18 protein-coding genes and 2 pseudogenes are annotated in these 19386 nt (G+C 42.8%); 8 read left to right on the plus strand and 12 right to left on the minus strand.

The window, feature by feature from the left end:
• Window positions 1-35 precede the first annotated feature (35 nt).
• From coaD to C3Z13_RS02195, 12 genes are all read right to left on the minus strand, one after another.
• Window positions 36-533: a pantetheine-phosphate adenylyltransferase gene (coaD, locus tag C3Z13_RS02140; protein WP_103854857.1), complete on the minus strand. Its 498-nt coding sequence runs from the start codon at window positions 531-533 to the stop codon at window positions 36-38.
• Between the two features lie 47 nt (window positions 534-580).
• Window positions 581-1864: a lipid IV(A) 3-deoxy-D-manno-octulosonic acid transferase gene (waaA, locus tag C3Z13_RS02145; RefSeq protein ID WP_103854858.1), complete on the minus strand. Its 1284-nt coding sequence runs from the start codon at window positions 1862-1864 to the stop codon at window positions 581-583.
• A 98-nt stretch (window positions 1865-1962) separates the two neighbouring features.
• A complete protein-coding gene (mnmA, locus tag C3Z13_RS02150; RefSeq protein ID WP_103854867.1) occupies window positions 1963-3114 on the minus strand; it encodes a tRNA 2-thiouridine(34) synthase MnmA in 1152 nt (383 codons plus the stop codon).
• A 44-nt stretch (window positions 3115-3158) separates the two neighbouring features.
• The gene (gene nqrM, locus C3Z13_RS02155) at window positions 3159-3407 is read right to left on the minus strand and encodes a (Na+)-NQR maturation NqrM (RefSeq protein WP_103854402.1); all 249 of its coding nucleotides are present in this window, start codon (window positions 3405-3407) and stop codon (window positions 3159-3161) included.
• 10 nt (window positions 3408-3417) lie between these two features.
• Window positions 3418-4461, minus strand: a complete 1044-nt coding sequence (locus tag C3Z13_RS02160; protein WP_103854859.1) for an FAD:protein FMN transferase — start codon at window positions 4459-4461, stop codon at window positions 3418-3420.
• Window positions 4462-4546: 85 nt separating this feature from the next.
• The gene (nqrF, locus tag C3Z13_RS02165) at window positions 4547-5770 is read right to left on the minus strand and encodes an NADH:ubiquinone reductase (Na(+)-transporting) subunit F (RefSeq protein WP_103854400.1); all 1224 of its coding nucleotides are present in this window, start codon (window positions 5768-5770) and stop codon (window positions 4547-4549) included.
• A 14-nt stretch (window positions 5771-5784) separates the two neighbouring features.
• Window positions 5785-6381, minus strand: coding sequence for an NADH:ubiquinone reductase (Na(+)-transporting) subunit E (nqrE, locus tag C3Z13_RS02170; RefSeq protein WP_013745915.1), 597 nt, complete (start codon window positions 6379-6381; stop codon window positions 5785-5787).
• A 1-nt stretch (window position 6382) separates the two neighbouring features.
• Window positions 6383-7006, minus strand: coding sequence for an NADH:ubiquinone reductase (Na(+)-transporting) subunit D (locus C3Z13_RS02175; protein WP_103854399.1), 624 nt, complete (start codon window positions 7004-7006; stop codon window positions 6383-6385).
• Entirely contained in the window at window positions 7006-7782 is a 777-nt protein-coding gene (locus C3Z13_RS02180; RefSeq protein ID WP_103854398.1) for a Na(+)-translocating NADH-quinone reductase subunit C, read from the minus strand. The genes C3Z13_RS02175 and C3Z13_RS02180 overlap by 1 nt, the downstream gene beginning before the upstream one ends.
• Entirely contained in the window at window positions 7775-9013 is a 1239-nt protein-coding gene (locus C3Z13_RS02185) for an NADH:ubiquinone reductase (Na(+)-transporting) subunit B (RefSeq protein ID WP_103854860.1), read from the minus strand. The genes C3Z13_RS02180 and C3Z13_RS02185 overlap by 8 nt, the downstream gene beginning before the upstream one ends.
• A 2-nt stretch (window positions 9014-9015) precedes the next feature.
• Window positions 9016-10356, minus strand: coding sequence for a Na(+)-translocating NADH-quinone reductase subunit A (locus tag C3Z13_RS02190; RefSeq protein ID WP_103854861.1), 1341 nt, complete (start codon window positions 10354-10356; stop codon window positions 9016-9018).
• A 375-nt stretch (window positions 10357-10731) separates the two neighbouring features.
• Entirely contained in the window at window positions 10732-11046 is a 315-nt protein-coding gene (locus C3Z13_RS02195; protein ID WP_103854862.1) for a BolA family protein, read from the minus strand.
• A 110-nt stretch (window positions 11047-11156) separates the two neighbouring features.
• Between C3Z13_RS02195 and C3Z13_RS02200 the strand changes: the two genes are divergently transcribed.
• From C3Z13_RS02200 to C3Z13_RS02230, 8 genes and pseudogenes are all read left to right on the plus strand, one after another.
• Window positions 11157-11756 carry a YajG family lipoprotein gene (locus tag C3Z13_RS02200; RefSeq protein WP_415777715.1) on the plus strand — a complete coding sequence of 200 codons (600 nt, stop codon included), beginning with the start codon at window positions 11157-11159 and terminating at the stop codon, window positions 11754-11756.
• 229 nt (window positions 11757-11985) lie between these two features.
• Window positions 11986-13727 (plus strand): annotated as a pseudogene (locus C3Z13_RS02210) (N-6 DNA methylase).
• 5 nt (window positions 13728-13732) lie between these two features.
• Window positions 13733-14203, plus strand: a complete 471-nt coding sequence (locus tag C3Z13_RS12800) for a restriction endonuclease subunit S (RefSeq protein WP_342750331.1) — start codon at window positions 13733-13735, stop codon at window positions 14201-14203.
• 170 nt (window positions 14204-14373) lie between these two features.
• A complete protein-coding gene (locus tag C3Z13_RS12805) occupies window positions 14374-14562 on the plus strand; it encodes a hypothetical protein (protein ID WP_342750332.1) in 189 nt (62 codons plus the stop codon).
• 123 nt (window positions 14563-14685) lie between these two features.
• Entirely contained in the window at window positions 14686-15024 is a 339-nt protein-coding gene (locus C3Z13_RS12810; protein ID WP_342750333.1) for a restriction endonuclease subunit S domain-containing protein, read from the plus strand.
• Window positions 15021-15350 carry a hypothetical protein gene (locus C3Z13_RS02220; RefSeq protein ID WP_103854865.1) on the plus strand — a complete coding sequence of 110 codons (330 nt, stop codon included), beginning with the start codon at window positions 15021-15023 and terminating at the stop codon, window positions 15348-15350. Before C3Z13_RS12810 ends, C3Z13_RS02220 begins: the two co-directional genes overlap by 4 nt.
• A gap of 35 nt (window positions 15351-15385) precedes the next feature.
• A complete protein-coding gene (locus C3Z13_RS02225) occupies window positions 15386-15982 on the plus strand; it encodes a hypothetical protein (protein WP_103854866.1) in 597 nt (198 codons plus the stop codon).
• Between the two features lie 73 nt (window positions 15983-16055).
• Window positions 16056-19240: pseudogene (locus tag C3Z13_RS02230) on the plus strand (type I restriction endonuclease subunit R).
• The last annotated feature ends 146 nt before the right edge of the window (window positions 19241-19386 follow it).

Genomic DNA, 19386 nt, shown 5'->3' on the forward strand with positions numbered 1-19386 from the left:
CTTGGGGCGAAAGTTCGCCCCATTTTTATATCCTGTTATTTCTCAATAGGAGCTTTCATTGCTTGCAACACGGATTGCGGCACAAGTTCACTCACATCACCGCCGTGTAGATGAATTTCTCGCACGATGGTGGAAGAAACAAAGGCCCATTTTTCGCTAGGTGGGAAAAATAAACTTTCCACGCCTTGCCCATTTTCATTTTTGGTTAATAAGCGGTTTAGGCTGGCAAGTTGCAGTTCGTATTCAAAATCGGTGGTGGTTCGCACGCCGCGGATAATCGCGTGAATGTGTTTTTCTTGCACCACCTTAGCCAGCAAATCAGCAAAGCCAAACACTTCCACATTGGGTAAGTGAGCGACCGCTTGCTGTGCAATTTTTACTCTGGTGTCTAAATCGAACAAGGGCTTTTTACTTGGGCTGGCAGCAATGGCAACAACAAAAACTTTGGAAAAAAGCACCGCACTTCGTTCGATAATATCTAAATGCCCGTTGGTGATGGGATCAAAGGTGCCGGGGTAAATTACGGTTGTCATTCTTTCTCCTTTAAATTCTGCTATGGCGTTCAGGCAAAATTCTGTGTTTACGGGGCGTCCAAATAAGGTTGAAGTAAATCGAGCAAGCGTTGTAAAGCACCGCGATTTTCTAATAATACGCCGTAGCCCGCTTTCCCTGTGCGTTCACGCAAGGCTGATGAATTTAGCAAAATTTCCACCACTCTTGCGATGGCGACGGCATTATTGTTCACTTCAACAAAGCCCTGAACTTCCATTAAATTGCGGTAAACTTCGGGGAAATTGAAGGTATATTTACCACTCACCACAGGAATTTGAAAAGCGATCGGTTCAAGGGGATTATGTCCGCCTCGTTTCACTAAACTACCCCCGACAAAGGCGACATCGGCCAAAGCGTACATTAACATTAGCTCGCCCATTGTATCACCTAGCACCACTTGAGTATCGGCTTGTGGCGCACGATTTTCACTGCGGCGCACAAAGGTGAAATGCTGTTTTTCAATTTGCTCCGCCACTTCGTTAAAACGTTCTGGGTGGCGTGGCACGAGAATCAGCAATAAATCGGGAAAGGCTTGTAATAATAAGCGGTGGCTTTCTAAAATCAGGCTTTCTTCACCTTCGTGGGTGCTGGCGGCGACCCACACTGGGCGTTGTTGTTTCCATTGGGCTTTTAGCTTTTCGGCTTCAGTGAGTAAGCTCTCACTTAGCACTAAATCATATTTAATATTGCCTGTGAGTTTGAGCTTTTCTGGATCGTAACCCAGTTTGAGATAACGCTGTCCACTGATGTTATCCTGCGGCGCAATCAGGCTGATTTTGCTTAAAATGGCTTGGATATAACTTTCCAACCAGCCATAACGTTTTGCTGATCGGGCAGATAAACGGGCGTTAGCGATAATAAACGGAATGTGCTGTTTGTGTAGCTGATAAATTAAATTTGGCCAAATCTCGGTTTCGATCACAATACAGACTTTCGGTTGAATGAAACGAACAAAGCGTTTAATCGCCCCAGGTAAGTCGTAAGGCAAATAAAAATGGCTGACTTGATCACCGAAAGCAGCTTTGACGCGCTCAGAACCTGTTGGCGTAACGGTGGTAAGTGTGATAGATAATTCAGGGTAACGGCGTTGAATCGCTTTCACCAAAGGGGTAGCTGCAATCACTTCCCCAACGGACGCCGCGTGGATTAACACGCCATTCGGTTTTGGCGGAGTTTGTGTAGCGCGATAAATGCCATAACGCTCCAAAATCCGCTGACGATAAGCTGGCGCTTTTAGGCTACGCAACAAAATAAATAGCCAAATCAGCGGTTGAACGAGATACATTATGCAAGTGTAAATTCTGTGCCACATAGCCGTTTCTTCATTAAGCCGAAAAAATTGAGAAATTTGCCCCGCACTTTATTCATACAACTTGGCAAGATAAAGTGCGGTGGAATTTCGCGAAGTTTTTATTTTATTGATTGTTCAATAATGCCGCCGCCAAGGCAAATTTCCCCTTGGTAGAACACGGCAGATTGCCCTGGGGTTACTGCGATTTGCGGTTCATCAAAACGCACTTCAATGCTGTCATCATTAAGAGGAATGATTTGGCAAGGAATATCTATTTGACGATAACGGGTTTTCACCGTACAACGAAGCGGTTCGCGAATGGGTTGGCGATCTACCCAGTGCAGCTGTTGTGCGATTAATCCGCTGGAGAGCAAGGCGGAATTATCCAAGCCCTGAGCAACCACTAACACATTGTTAGTAAGATCTTTTTCCACTACATACCACGCATTTTCCGCTTTGCCTTTCACGCCACCAATGCCTAGGCCTTTGCGTTGCCCGAGGGTGTGGTACATTAAGCCTTGATGACGACCGATGACTTCGCCCTCAGTGGTTTTGATGTCCCCTGGTTGAGCAGGCAAATAACGCGCCAAGAAATCTTTGAATTTACGCTCACCAATAAAACAAATGCCGGTGGAATCTTTTTTCTTCGCGGTAACCAAGCCTAAATCTTCTGCGATGGCACGCACCACAGGTTTTTCAATGTCGCCTACAGGAAACAGACTTTGCGCCACTTGGCTTTCGCTTAAGGTGTAAAGGAAATAGCTTTGGTCTTTGTTCGGATCTAAACCACGCAATAATTGCGCTTTGCCATTGTGATCTCGGCGGCGCACATAATGCCCTGTGGCGATATAATCCGCGCCCAGATCTTCTGCGGCATATTCCAAAAAGGCTTTAAACTTGATTTCTTTGTTGCACAGAATATCAGGGTTTGGCGTGCGGCCAGCTTTGTATTCCGCTAAAAAATGTTCAAAAACATTGTCCCAATATTCAGCGGCAAAATTGATTTTATGTAATTTGATGCCGAGCTTGTCGCATACCGCTTGTGCGTCCGCCAAGTCTGCGGCTGCGGTGCAGTAATCGGTGTCATCGTCTTCTTCCCAGTTTTTCATAAACAAGCCTTCCACTTGGTAGCCTTGTTGCTGAAGAATAAAGGCGGAAACGGAAGAATCCACGCCACCAGACATTCCACAAATTACTTTAATTTTGCTGTTTTCTGCACGTTGGCTTTCGCTTAATGCAGGGAAATATTGTTCATAAGTTTTTGATTTCATCATAATTTTTTCAAATTTTTGACCGCACTTTGGTTATTCGGAAATTATTTTACTTCGTAGAAATTCGTTTCGCTTTTGTTGAAGCGATCTAATTCTGATGCGTCCACTTCGCCTTTTTCCACTTTGGCTTTTAAGTTATCGCAAGGCTCATCGCAATCGCATACTTTCTTTAAGCCAAGGGAAGAAATCCCCCCGCAGCTGCCAGCAATGGATTTGCGTTTGATGATATAGCCGATGGACATCGCTAAAATCACCGCAAGGAAAAAGCCGAAAGTAATAAAAAACAGTTCCATTTTTTCACCTTTATGGATTGATTAATTGTTTAAATGCGGAAGACATTTTTACCTCAAAACCACTTTCTGTTTTGATGATTAAATATACCGCTAATTGTTGCTGCTCCGCCACTTTGAGCGCTTCATCTTCACCGAGTACAAACAAGCCTGTGGATAAGCCGTCTGCCGTCATTGATGAGGGATCAAGCACAGTGATTGACGCCAAATGATGTTGAATTGGGCGACCTGTTTGCGGATTAATTTCGTGAGAATAACGCACACCATTTTCTTCGAAATAAATGCGATAATCGCCTGAAGTTGCCATTGCCAAATTATGTAAACCGACCACTTGTTCCACGCTTCTTGAGCCGTCCGTAGTGGGTTTTTCAATGGCTATTTGCCAAGGCTTGTTTTCGCTGTTGTTGCCTTTGGCACGGATTTCGCCGCCAATTTCCACCATATAGTTGCCAATATGCAAACTTTCAAGATAGTCCGCCACTTGATCGACACCAAAGCCTTTGGCGATGGAAGATAAATCCACATAAAGTTCTGGCACAGTTTTTTCTAGGTAAAATTTACCCGCACTTTCGCTCAGTTTTAATTTTTCAATGCCTACCCACGTACGGCGTTCATCAAGCTGTTGTTGGGTTGGGGCTTTTTCCACGCGTTTTTCTGGTCCAAAGCCCCATAGGTTCACCAATGGCCCTACGGTAACATCTAATGCACCTTGTGTAACCTTATTTAAACGAATGGCTTCACCTATCACTTTGGCTAGATCCGCAGAAATTTCAATCGGGGTATCCACTGCACGGTTTTGGTTAAAACGACTTAATTCAGAGGTGGGAATATAGGTGGACATTTTGTCATTCACGTCTTTTAAAATTTTTTCCACCCCTTCGTGGGTATCCGCTGCCGATTGGGTTGCTTCTGCGGTGATGTATTTAATGTGGTAAGTGGTTCCCATTGTTTTACCGCTTAAGGTAACAATTTCGGGATCTTTTTGGCAGGCGGTTAAGCTGCTCACCAAGAGTAAGGCGATGGCCCAGCCGTAAACCGTTTTGACTTTTCTTAACATAAATCTATCGCTAATTTTTCTGTGGCTAAAAATGGCTAAAGCGGTCAGAAATCTGACCGCTCTTTTTCTTTATTTAACAGCGTTATCAACCGCCAAAGTCATCTAATAAAATGTTTTCGTCTTCAACACCTAAGTCTTTGAGCATTTTGATTACCGCTGCGTTCATCACTGGAGGCCCACACATATAGTATTCACAGTCTTCTGGTGCTTCGTGATTTTTCAGATAGTTTTCATAAAGCACGTTGTGAATAAAGCCTGTGTAGCCGTCCCAATTATCTTCTGGCAATGGATCAGAAAGTGCCACGTGCCATTTGAAGTTATCGTTCTCTGCTTGTAGGGTATCGAAATCTTCTACATAGAACATTTCACGTTTTGAACGCGCCCCGTACCAGAATGACATTTTACGTTTTGATTTCAAACGTTTTAGTTGGTCAAAGATATGTGAACGCATTGGTGCCATACCTGCACCCCCACCGATAAATACCATTTCTGCATCAGTATCTTTCGCGAAGAATTCACCGAATGGACCAGAAATAGTTACTTTATCACCTGGTTTTAATGACCAAATATAAGAAGACATTTGTCCTGGTGGAGCATCAGGCATACGTGGTGGTGGTGTAGCAATACGCACGTTTAGCATAATGATGCCTTTCTCTTCTGGGTATGAAGCCATTGAGTAAGCACGCACAATTGGCTCGTCCACTTTTGACACATAACGCCATAAATCAAATTTATCCCAATCTTCGTGATATTCTTTTGGAATATCGAAGTCTTTGTAATAAACCGTATGTGGATCTGCTTCAATTTGGATATAACCACCCGCACGGAATGGTACTTCTTCCCCTTCAGGAATTTGTAATTTAAGCTCTTTGATGAAGGTTGCTTTATTGTCGTTAGAAATAACGGTACATTCCCATTTTTTCACGCCGAACACTTCTTCAGGTAATTCAATTTGCATATTGGTTTTAACATTTACCTGACAAGCTAGACGATAACCTTCTTTCGCTTCACGTTTTGAAATGTGAGAAAGTTCTGTTGGTAGAATATCACCACCGCCCTCAGTTACTTTCACCACACATTGACCACAAGAGCCACCGCCCCCACAAGCTGAAGAAACGAAAATCCCTTTGCTTGCTAATGCGCCTAATAATTTTCCACCTGCTGGCAAGTGAATGGCTTTGCTTGGATCGTGATTGATTTCAATAGTAATGTCCCCTGAGTTTACGAGTTTAGATTTAGCAAACAAGATAATTGCTGCTAACGCTAAAACCACCACAGTGAACATTGCAATACCTAAAATAATTTCCATTTAGTATCCCCTTCTTATAACTGAATACCTGAAAATGACATAAAGCCAAGCGCCATTAGACCTACGGTGATAAAGGTAATCCCTAAACCACGCAAGCCTGCTGGAATATCAGCATATTTCATTTTTTCAGTTAAACCGGCAAGTGCCACGATAGCAAGCATCCAACCTGTTCCTGCACCGATACCATAAACTACCGATTCAGCAAGGTTGTATTCACGTTGCACCATAAAAGATACCCCACCGAAAATCGCACAGTTTACGGTGATTAACGGTAAGAAGATCCCTAATGCGTTATAAAGTGCGGGGAAAAATTTGTCCAAAACCATTTCTAGGATTTGTACTAATGCCGCAATCACACCGATGAAGGTGATAAAGCGTAAGAAACTTAAATCTACGCCTTCTACTAACGCACCATCTTTTAAGATGTGAGTATAAACAATTTGGTTTGCTGGCACGGCGATACCTAATACCACGATTACCGCGATCCCTAAACCAAAGGCTGTTGAAACTTTCTTTGAAACCGCAAGGAATGTACACATACCAAGGAAGAAAGAAAGTGCCATATTTTCAATAAAAATGGACTTAACAAATAGACTTAAATAGTGTTCCATCTTATTTCTCCACTTGCTCTGGTTTCCAAGTTCTTAAGCCCCAAATTAAGAAGCCGATGATAAAGAACGCACTTGGTGCAAGTAAGGCTAAACCATTTGCTTGATACCAACCACCGTCTTGGATAGTTTGTAACACGGTAATGCCAAATACTTTACCCGAACCAATTAATTCACGTAAAAATGCGACAATGATTAGGATCACACCATAACCGATACCGTTACCTAAACCATCAACAAAACTTGCCAATGGTGGCTCTTTCATTGCAAATGCTTCTGCGCGCCCCATTACGATACAGTTGGTAATGATTAAGCCAACGAATACCGAAAGCTGTTTAGATAACTCATAAGCATAGGCTTGCAACACTTGGTCCACAAGGGTTACTAATGATGCAATGATCGCCATTTGCACGATAATACGGATACTATTTGGAATATAGTTACGGATACAAGAAATAAAGAAACTTGAAAATGCCGTTACTAAACTTACTGCGATTGCCATTACCACCGCAGTTTCTAATTTTGTTGTTACCGCAAGTGCTGAACAGATCCCCAAAATTTGCAATGCAATTGGGTTGTTGTTCACGATTGGAGATAACAATAATTTTTTCATATTTGCATTAGCCATTAGTTAGCCTCCGCTCTAAGTTTGTCTAAATACGGGCCAAAACCATCGCGACCAAACCAGTAATCAAAAGAACCTTGTACCCCTTTTGTGGTTAAAGTTGCACCAGATAAACCATCGATACCGTGTTCTTTATCTGCTGAAGCACCTTTGCCAATTTTAATCGCTACTTGATCTTGAGCATTAAAGAGTTTTTTACCCACAAAGTATTTCTGCCAGTTTGGATTGGCGATTTCGCCCCCTAAACCTGCGGTTTCACCTTGTTCATAGTAAGTAATCCCTTTAATGGTATTTGCATCTGGCGCAACAGACACAAAGCCATACATCACAGACCACAATCCTGTACCATAAATTGGTAACACGATTTGTGAAGTTTTGCCTTGCGCATCTTTCACTAAATAAACCTCAGCATATTTCGCCCGCACTTTAATGCCAGCTTTATCTTCTTCAGGTTTAATTGCTACGCTTTCTGCAGGATCTTTTACCGCAACACGCGCATCAAAGTTTTTGATGTCGCTTACATAATCACCCGTTGCAAGATCCACAATTTTCGGCTCAATGTTTTCTGCATAAAGGGCTTTAATTTCCGCACCTTTTGCTTTAGCGGGTAATAATCCTGCCACACTGAGAATGTTTTTCTGTTTATCTAATAATTTTTGCTCATTTTGCGTCGGTTTCAAACCTACTGCCGCACTTGCTACGATAATTGAGCAAACTAAGCTGACTAAAACAACAACAAGGATTGTTCCGCCAACACTATCTTTATTAAACTTAGCCATTGCGCGCTCTCCGACGTTTGATATTTGCTTGAACAACCAGATAGTCAAAAATTGGGGCAAATAAGTTAGCTAATAAGATGGCTAACATCATTCCTTCTGGATAAGCTGGATTAACCACACGAATAATCACCGCCATTGCACCAATTAATGCACCGTACCACCATTTACCTTTGTTTGTAAATGAGGCTGATACTGGGTCAGTTGCCATAAATAACATACCTAAAGCAAAACCACCCAATACTAAGTGCCAATGCCAAGGCATTGAGAATAATGGGTTGGTGTCTGAACCAATCACATTGAATAGGGTAGAAGTGGCAATCATACCGATCATCACACCAGCGATAATACGCCAAGAAGCAATACGTGCGAACACAATCACCGCCGCACCAATTAATAATGCAAGGGTAGAAACTTCACCGATTGAACCAGGGATATTCCCTAAGAATGCGTCCATCCATTGAATTGGCTGACCTGTGGTTACTTGTTTTAATGCACCTTGACCGCCTGTTGCCCATTGTGAAAGTGCGGTTGCGCCAGAGAAACCATCAGCCGCGATCCATACAGAATCCCCTGAGATTTGTGCTGGATAAGCAAAGAATAAAAACGCACGCCCTGCTAATGCTGGGTTCATAAAGTTTTTACCTACACCACCAAACACTTCTTTGGCCACAACAACCCCAAACGTTGTCGCTAACGCCGCTTGCCATAATGGCAATGTTGGCGGAACGATAAGGGCTAATAAAATAGAGGTTACGAAGAAACCTTCGTTGATTTCGTGTTTACGCACTGTGGCAAATAACACTTCCCAGAAACCGCCCACAAGGAATACGGTTAAATAAATTGGCAGGAAGAAAATCGCACCTAATGCCATTTTTGCTAGCACGCCTGCATCTTGTGAAACTAACCCTAATGCATTGGCTAAAGCAAAATGCCAGTCATTCGCCACATTTTGTGCCAAGTTCTGTGCAAAATCGCCCACTTTTAATGCAAGAATAGATTGCTCACCCACATTAAACATACCGTAGAACATTGCTGGGAATAATGCCAACCACACTAATACCATCATACGTTTAGAATCTAACGCATCACGGACGTGAGAAGCTTTCGCCGTTACCGTACCTGACGTGTATAAGAAAGTTGCCGTTGCTTCATAAAGGGCATACCACTTCTCATATTTACCACCCGGTAAAAAAGCAGGTTCCATTTTCTCTAAAAGATGTTTTAAACCCATTTTTAACCTTCCTTCTCGATCTTATCTAAGGCTGCACGCAGCATTGGACCGTAATCATTTTTACCTGGGCAAACGAACGTACAAAGTGCTAAATCTTCTTCGTCTAACTCTAAACAACCTAATGCTTGAGCGCTGTCCGTATCGCCTGCACTTAAATCACGCAATAATAATGTCGGGATAATATCTAATGGCATCACACGCTCATAAGCACCGATTGGCACCATTGCACGGTGTCCACCATTAAGTGCGGTGGTAAAATTGAATAATTTGTGTCCGAAATGACCTAATACAGTACGGGTGATAGAGTATTTGTTCGCCCCTGGCATAATCCAACCTAGGAACTCTTTCTCACGACCTTCTGCAATCACAGAAACCTGTAACGCATAACGTCCTAAATAATCTACCGCACCTTCCGCTTTATGACCGCTTAACACGGAACCTGAGATAATACGGTTTTCACCTTCTTTTAATTCGCCTTTAGTTAATTGGGCTAAGTTAGCGCCAAGCTGAGTGCGAATTAAACGCGGATTTTTCACCTGTGGGCCAGCCAATGAGATCACACGGCCATTATAAAGTTCACCCGTGGTAAATAAGCGACCAAATGCGATCACATCTTGATAATTCAAATACCAAACCGTTTTCGTTGCACTCACCGGATCGATAAAGTGAATATGCGTACCGCTTAAGCCCGCTGGGTGTGGGCCGCCAAAATCGTGTACGGCTAAATTTGGTAAATCCACCGTTGGGATATTGCTATCGCCCGCTTTACATAAATGCAATTTGCCTTCGTGTAAACGGCTTAATACGGTTAAACCATTGGTGAAATCTTCCCAATGGGCTTTTAACACCACTTCAGGATCAGCCGCTAATGGATTGGTATCCATTGCATTAACAAAAATTGAAGATGGCACAGCATCAACAGCAGGCACTTTACTGAATGGACGAGTACGAAGTGCTGTCCAAAGCCCTGACGCTTGTAGGTTTTGACGAACTTGCTCGGAAGTTAAACTTTTAAGCTCATCGGCGGAATATTTGTTAAAGGTAACCTGATCATCACCTTCGATTTGAATCACTACTGATTGCAACACACGCTTAGCACCGCGATTAATCGCAGTTACAGTACCACTTGCAGGGGCAGTGAATAATACGCCTGGGTTCTTTTTATCTTCAAAAAGCACCTGACCTTTTTTCACTACATCACCTTCACGCACCTTCATTGAAGGACGCATTCCCACATACTCTTCGCCAAGCAAGGCAACTTCAGTAACGGCATTGCCGTTATGGATTACTTGTTCTGGCTTCCCAGCGATAGGAAGATCCAAGCCTTTTTTAATCGTAATCATATTGTATGCACTACTTTCGTTAGATTAAAAATATAGCTATCGCAAGAGAAAACTCAATGCGATAACCTCGTCTTGAGTAATGATTTTTGCTTAATTATCAACGATGAATGCAAAAACATCGCAACAATGTCCACTCCAACCACATAAATTTAAAACTCAAATTCTGTTTAGATTTTATACCGCTTACTAAACGCAATAAGCGATATACGTTAAAATTTTGATACAAGTCAGCTCGTTATTTTAACTAATTAATAACTTTCGTGCTACTTTGAAGGGCGGTTTTTCCAATATTTTAGGAAAAAAGACCGCTGTTTTTGTGGAAAATCAATTTTTACTAAAGATTATGAAATTGCACTACCTTTTATTAGGTATAAATTATTGTCCAATCCCTAAACAATTTGGTGATTTGGGAAATTGCTGTTCCAATGCTTGCCATTCATCTAAGGTATAAGTATGTAACGCCAATGCGTGAATGCCATTTTTCAATTCTTCCGCCAATAATTGATACAGCATTTGATGGCGCGCAACCTTTCTCACCCCATTAAACGCATCACTCACTAGCACCACTTTAAAATGAGAATCTGCACCACGCCCTGAACTGTGCATATGGCTTTCATTTTCAATATGCAAAAAGTGTGCGGTGCAAATTTTTGCGAAATTTTTTTGTTCTAAAACTTGTTGAACACCCATTATCCTTTCCTTCTTTTATAAACTAACACAATAAAAATTTGCTTTTGCAAAGACTATACATTCATACTGAAGTTTGCAAGAATAGCCGTATCTTTTTTGTTAGCGAGGAAATGACTATGCGTTTTGCCAAACTCTCTCTTATCACCTTATTTTCAAGTGCCGTATTATTATCCGCCTGCCAATCTCAGCCAAGTAACACGATCACTTTTACGCCACCTAGCCCAAGCGTGCAATTCAATGCGGCAAATCAACACGCGATACTCAATATCCTCACGCGTGATGTGCGCCAGCAACCTGAGGTTTCCAGCTATGTGTATAACGAAAAAATCTTTAAACTCTTTGCCGAACCAAAACCAGCTCAGATTTTCGATCAAGTGATCAAACAAGATCTAAATGGCAAAGGATTTCGCATTGCTGCAACGCCAGCTCAATCTAACACCAATGTGATTGTGAATATCAACAAATTCTATGCCGATGTAGAACAAGGCAATTTACGCTACAAAATCACCGCGAATGTACAAATCAACGTTCAAGTACAGGGTGCGAAAGGGCAATTCAACAAAAATATCGGCTCAACACGTAGCCAAGAGGGCGCACTGCGTGCCAATAATGCCAATATTCAAAAAGTGCTAGGACAGGCATTAAACGAAACGGTTCAGAGTATCTATAAAGATCAAGAAATCGCCAACGCAATTAACCAAAACTGGTAAAAGCTATACCATAAAAAACGAAACCTACTCCTGCTCACGGCATTTTCAAATAGCCCAAAAATGCCGTTGTAGATGTTTATGATTGCCTAACGTTAATATCATACAATAATAAAAACCTCTCCCCTTATCCCAAAAAATCCCCAAACAAACTACCGCACTTCCCCTTTCCATTCCCTTTTGAAGTGCTATAATTTTCCCTCTACATTTATCAGCAAAACAAGGATTTTCTATGGACAATAAGATCGCCCCAGCCAGCCAGCCAGCCAGCCAGCCAGCCAGCCAGCCAGCCAGCCAGCCAGCCAGCCAGCCAGCCAGCCAGCCAGCCAGCAGGATTGTAGTGCCAGCCTCGCAACAGCAAGCGTTTTTAAATGATTTAGATGCCCGTTTATGGGCAGCGGCGGATAAGCTCAGAAACCAGCTCGACGCTGCCAACTACAAACACATCGTTCTCGGTTTTATCTTCTTAAAATACATCTCCGACAGCTTCACCGCCTTTCGTGAAAAGCTCCAAGCCCAGTTGCAAGATCCCGAAAATCCCCTTTATCTTGACCCCAACGGCTATTCCCCCGAAGACTACCAAGCCTTGCTACACAGCGAAATGGAACTGCAAGATAACTACACCGCTGAAAATATCTTCTGGGTGCCAGAGCAAGCCCGTTGGGAAAACATTAAAAACACCGCCATACTCAACAAAGGCACAGCCTTGCCTTGGGGCGGCACATTCCGCAGCGTTGCCAGCCTGATTGATGACGCATTCACCGCCATCGAAAAAGAAAACCCCAAACTCAAAGGCATCATTCAACGCATCTCAGGCTTTGATGTGGAAGAACAAACCCTCATCGGCTTAGTCAATCTCTTTTCGGATACAAATTTCAGCCGGCCTACCCTCAACGGGCAGCCCATCTCAATGGCAGCGAAAGACATCTTAGGCCACGTTTACGAATACTTTCTCGGACAATTTGCCCTCGCCGAAGGCAAAAAAGGCGGGCAATATTTCACCCCAAAATCCATCGTTAGCCTCATTGTCGAAATGCTCGAACCCTATCAAGGGCGAATTTACGACCCTGCAATGGGTTCAGGCGGCTTCTTTGTGCAAACGGAAAAATTCATCGCCGCCCATCAAGGCAACATCAACAACGTCTCCATTTACGGGCAAGAATTCAACCCCACCACCTGGAAACTCGCCGCAATGAATATGGCGATTCGCGGCATCGAATTTGACTTCGGCAAAGGCAACGCCGACAGCTTCCGCAACCCACAACACCTCGACAAAAAAATGGATTTTGTGATGGCAAACCCGCCTTTCAATATGAGCGACTGGTGGAGCGAAAGCCCTGCAAAACGACCCACGCTGGCAATACGGCACACCACCACAAGGCAACGCCAACTTCGCGTGGCTACAACATATGCTCTACCACCTCAGCCCACAAGGACGAATGGCATTGCTGCTCGCCAACGGCTCAATGAGCAGCCAAACCAGCGGCGAGAGCGAAATCCGCCAAAAACTCATCGAAGCCGACCTTGTCGAAGCAATGGTCGCCTTACCGGGGCAACTGTTCACCAACACCCAAATCCCCGCCTGCATTTGGTTGCTGAACAAAGCCAAAGCCCGCAAAGGCGAAGTGTTGTTCATTGATGCCCGCGAAATCGGCTATATGAAAGACCGCACGTTACGCGACTTCACCGCCGAAGACATCGCCCACCTCGCCAACACCTACCACACTTGGCAAAAGGATCAGGGCTACCAAAACCAAGCAGGCTACTGCTACACCGCGAACCTTGAAGAAATCCGCCAAAACAACTTTGTCCTCACACCAGGGCGTTATGTCGGCACAGCAGAACAACAAGACGACGGTGTACCTTTCGCCGAAAAAAATGCAAAAACTGACCGCACTTTTAAATGAACAGTTTGCACAAGGGCGAGTATTGGAAGAAGAGATTAGAAAGAGTTTGGGGATTTTTGGAGAGTAATAGCAATGAATAGATTTATAGAAGCATCAAATTTTTGTGATTTAATAACTGATGGAACTCATAATTCTCCTAAAAAATCAGAAGATGGTATCTTACTTGTTACATCTAAAAATATCATTAATAGTAAATTAGATTTATCTAAAGCTTATTACATATCTGAGAATGATGCACAGGAAATAAATCGGCGAAGCAAAGTTGATAAATTTGATATTCTTATTTCAATGATAGGAACAGTCGGAGAGGTTTGCCTGATAGAAGAAGAACCTAACTTTGTAGTAAAAAATGTAGGTATCTTAAAAAATAAAGAAAAATACAAAGCTAAGTGGCTATATTTCTATTTAAAATCTAACTTTGCTAAAAATATAATTCGCGAAAGATTAAAAGGAACAACCCAACAATACTTATCTTTAGGAGAATTAAGAAAATTACCAATACTAACTCCAATAGATAAAAAATCATCTTATCTCGACTATTAATATTTTAGATAGTTTAGAAAAAAATAGAACTCAACACCCAAACCAACCAAACCTTAGAGCAAATCGCACAGGCGATTTTCAAGCATTGGTTTATCGACTTCGCCTCCGTACACACCAAAGCCAACGCCTTAGCCTCAGGAGCAAGCCTAGAGCAAGCCGAACTTGCCACAATGGCAAGCCTGAGCGGAAAAACCCTTGCAGAAATCACCGCACTTCAACACACCACGCCCGAAGCCTATCACCAACTGCAACAAACCGCCCAAGCCTTCCCCAGCGAGTTTGTGGAAAGCGAAATGGGATTAGTGCCGAAGGGGTGGGAGGTGAAGAAAATTGAGCAAGTAATAAAAAAATCCCCGTAGGTAAAAAATACAGTAAAAAATACTTTTTCAGATGGGCTTATTCCTGTTTTAGATCAAGGCAAATCGGGCATTATTGGTTATCACAATGATATAGCTGGCGTAAAAGCAAGCATTCAAGATCCCGTGATTGTCTTTGCTAATCACACTTGCTATATGCGTTTAATACATTTTGATTTCAGTGCGATCCAAAATGTCTTTGCATTTAAAGGTCAAAGTATTAATATTTATTGGCTATATCTAGCAACATTAGGGAAACAGACATTTGTTGAATATAAAGGGCATTTCCCTGACTTTCTAATCAAGCAAATTGTTGTACCACCTAAAGAATTAACAGAAATTTTTGGAAATCTAGTAAAAGACAGTTTTTCTAAAATTGCTTTAAATTTAGAAAATAATGAAAGATTAGCTAAAACCAGAGATCTGTTATTACCAAAATTACTTAATGGAGAAATTGAACTATGAGCCAAGATCCCTGCATACCAATCTGGAAAAAACTAAATTTATCTATCAAAAATATTACAAGTTACCAATCTTTTGATATTCCAGATGACGTTAAAAATATTATAGAAGATCTAAATACTCTCTTTAATCAAACAATTTTTAATTTATTAAAAAACGATAAAACTAAAGAGATATACTATCTCTTAAAAGAAGTACAAGAAATAATTGAAAACTCAGGTCAAGCCATATCTTCATTATATGAAGAGCAGAGAGTTATTCGTGATATGGAAAAATTCAAAAAATTACTTCAGGATATAAAAGAAAATTTAATACAATTGAAAATATAGATTCATATATTGAATCTTACAAAAAAATTTATGAAATGGGAGAAAAAGCAATTGAAGAAGCTCAAAAATCCTATAATGAAAGAGTTGCCGAATTACTAGGAAAAACAACTGAAACATACTTATTTAGTGAGTATCAAAAACAAGCAGATACTATTAACAATAGAATTTCTAATAATACTTGGGCTTTTTTTATCATTATTATACTTCTAATTGCATTTGCTATTTGTTCTTTGATACATCTACCATCTTCTCAAGGGAATAATTGGATACCTTATATTTTTATCCGAATATTTATTGCTTTTACTGCGTTCTATGCACTGGTATTTTTAAATCGTAGTATTAGAGATGATAGAAAGCTGGAACAGACCTATCGCCATAAAGAAGTGGTATCAAAAAGTTATCTTAATTATCTAGAATTTTTAGATAAAAATGTAATGATTAGTTACAACAATAAAGATGGAGTTATTAACAATGGTCAAATAATTAAAGAAAAAGTATCACAAATCGCTGTAGAAAGTTTGGGGATTAATCCAGCTTTATTACTAGATAAATCCACCGCTGAAAAAATTCCAATGGAAGAATTACTTTCTAGGATATTAGATAAAACGACAACAACTAAAAAAGGCGAATAAAAATATCACCTGATAAAACGGGCGAACACACAGGTTCTCCCCTACGCAGTAACAGAAACAGAGAGGATCACCTATGCACATCAACGAATCCACCATTGAAAATTTAGCACTGGAGCAGTTGCAATCGCTGGGCTGGCGGTATGCCTATGGCAAGGAGGTGTTGGCTGGGTTGGCTTATCCTTGGCGGGAGACGACGCAGGCGGTGGTGTTAAAGCCGTTGCTGTTGGAAGCCTTAGTGCGGATTAATCCCCATTTGCCGTCTGCGGTGTTGGAAGAGGTGGCGGCGGAGGTGTGCAAAAGTGATATTGCTCCGCTGGCGGAGCGTAATCAGCGGTTTTATCGTCAGCTCAAGCAAGGGGTGGCGGTGCGTTATCAGGAAAACGGGCAGGAAAAGCACGATGTGGCGTTGTTGGTGGATTTCAGGCAGCCTGAGCAAAACAGTTTTTATGCCATTAATCAATTGGAAATTCAAGGCACAAAAGGCAAACGCATTCCTGATATTTTGTGTTTTATCAATGGGTTACCGATGGCGATTTTTGAGCTGAAAAATCCTGTTAAGGTGAATGCTGGCATTGATAAAGCCTTTGAGCAGTTGCAAACCTATAAACGGGAAATCAGCGATTTATTTGTATTCAATCAATTAATGGTGATTTCAGACGGCACAACCGCTCGGCTTGGCTCGCTCACGGCGGATTTTCAACGCTTTTTGCCTTGGAAAGTGGTGGACGAAAGCCAGCAGAGCCAACGCATTCCTTTTGAAAATGAGCAAACAGGGCTGTTGCAAGGGCTGTTTTCGCCTGCGGTGTTGCTCGATTATCTGCGTGATTTTGTGGTGTTTGAAAGCGATAGCCGTGGTCAAACGGTGAAAAAAATCGCCGCTTATCATCAGTTTTACGGCGTGAATGCAGCGGTGGAATCCACTATCGCCGCCTATTTGGGCGATAGTCGCAAAATCGGCGTGATTTGGCATACGCAAGGTTCGGGCAAATCGCTGTCGATGCTGTTTTATGCAGGAAAACTTATCAGCCAGCCTGAATTGCAAAACCCCACCATTGTGGTGGTTACCGATCGCAATGATTTAGACGGTCAGCTGTTCGCCACATTTAGTCAAGATCAAGACATCATCCGCCAAACGCCGATTCAAGCCAACGGTCGGGAAGAATTGCGTGCGGAGCTGGCGAAACGGGAGAGCGGCGGCATTATTTTCACCACCATTCAAAAATTCGGCTTGCGTGAGGGCGAGGAGCAACACCCTATCCTTAACGACCGCCGCAATATTATTGTGATCAGCGATGAAGCCCACCGCTCACAATATGGCTTTTCGCAAAAAATCAACCAGCAAGGGCAATATCGTGATGGCTATGCCAAATACCTGCGTGCCGCCCTGCCCCACGCCAGTTTTATCGGCTTTACGGGTACGCCATTGAGCCTTGAAGACAAGGACACGCAAGAGGTGTTCGGGCGTTATATTTCCATTTACGATATTCAAGACGCGGTGGAAGACGGCGCAACCGTGCCGATTATTTACGAAGCACGTCAAATTCCCTTGCAAGAAAGCCAGCAGTTTCATCACGCCGTGCAAGAAGCCCAAGAAATTTTAGAGGAAGACGAAGAGAGCTATTCTTTCCGCTTGCTGGAACAATTAATAGGAACAGAACAACGCCTCGCCCACCTCGCCCAAGACTTGGTGCAACATTTTGAAGCACGCAATCAACTTTCAGACGGCAAGGCGATGGCGGTGGTGATGAGTCGCCGTATTTGCGTGAAATTATATAATGAAATCATTAAATTACGCCCCGATTGGCATAGCGATGATATTAATCAAGGCGTGGTGAAAGTGATGATGACGGGCAACGCCAGCGACCCCGAAGAAATGCAAGCCCACGTTTACCCGTTCACCGAGAAAAAGCAGTTAGAAAAACGTTTTAAAGACCCCGATGATCCGCTCAAACTGGTGATTGTGCGAGATATGTGGCTCACGGGCTTTGATGCCCCTTGTTGCCATACAATGTATATCGACAAGCCAATGCAAGGGCATAACCTGATGCAAGCCATTGCACGGGTGAACCGCGTTTTTCGCAACAAAAGCCGTGAAAATGGCGGCTTGATCGTGGATTATATCGGCTTGGCAGAGGAACTGAAAAAAGCCACCCAGCAATACACCAACGCAGGCGGTAAAGACAGCGTTACCACCGATATTCATCAAGTTTTCCAAAAAATGTTGGAATATCTCGACATCATTCGCGGGCAATTCGCCAGCCCTGTGGACGGAAAACCCTTTGATTTAACAGCGGCATTACACATTAGCGAGCCTGAAAAATTACTCAATGCCATCTGCCACGCGGCGAACCATATTTTAGCCTTAGATCGACAAAAAACAGCAGAAAATCACACCGCACTTTATCCGCAAAAATCCGCACAAGGGGAGAAAACCCCACGCAAAAATGCCTTTTTGCAAGCGGTGCGACTGGCGAAAAAAGGCTTTTCCCTGTGTGGCTCAATGGAAGAAATCCAGCCCTACCGCCAGCAAATCGCCTTTTATGATGCCGTGCGTGCCACCATTGTGAAGCCTGAGCAACAGCACCGCCCCAACTCACCCAAAGAGCGACAATTAAAACTGGTTACCCTGCTCAACCAAGCGGTGCGTTCAGACGGCGTGGTGGATTTGTTCGACTTAATGGAAGAAGAACGCCCCGATCTTTCCCTGCTTTCCGAAGAATTTATGGGCAGAGTGGAAGCTAGCGACACGCCCGATTTATGGCTGGCAGCCATTGAAGGCTACCTTGAAATCGTCCATTAAAAAACAAAGCACAGAACAATCTCGGCACGCAAAAAACCTTTGAGCAACGGCTCAAAGAAGCGATGAACCAATACCACAACCACAATTTAAGCGTGATGGAAATCATCAAAGAATTGGTGGCAATGGCGAAAGACTTCGAGCAACACCTCTCGCGTGGAGAAACCTTGGGGCTAAACAGCACCGAACTGGCGTTTTACGATGCCTTAATCCAAAATCAAAGTGCGGTGGAAAAAATGGAAGATGCTACCCTCACCGCCCTTGCCAAAGAAATCACCGCCCAACTGCGTCAATCCGTTACCATCGACTGGCAACACAAAGAAGCGGTGCGAGCCAAAATGCGCGTGCTAATCCGCCGTGCTTTGCTGAAATACAAATACCCACCTGATTTGGCAACAGACGCCATTGAGTTTGTGTTGAAACAAGCGGAAGTAGTGGCGGAGGGGTTGGTGATGGAATAAAGTGCGGTGGAATTTTCGCGAGATTTTTCCATCTTCTTCTATTATGAAACCATAAGTGTAAATAATAAGATACACTGGTTTCGTATAAAAATAAATTTAGAATAATCCGTTATAAAAAACCTTGTGGCAAAATCCACAAGGTTTTG

The sequence above is a fragment of the Avibacterium endocarditidis genome (genome assembly GCF_002921145.1).
In the GTDB taxonomy this organism is placed as follows: domain Bacteria; phylum Pseudomonadota; class Gammaproteobacteria; order Enterobacterales; family Pasteurellaceae; genus Avibacterium; species Avibacterium endocarditidis.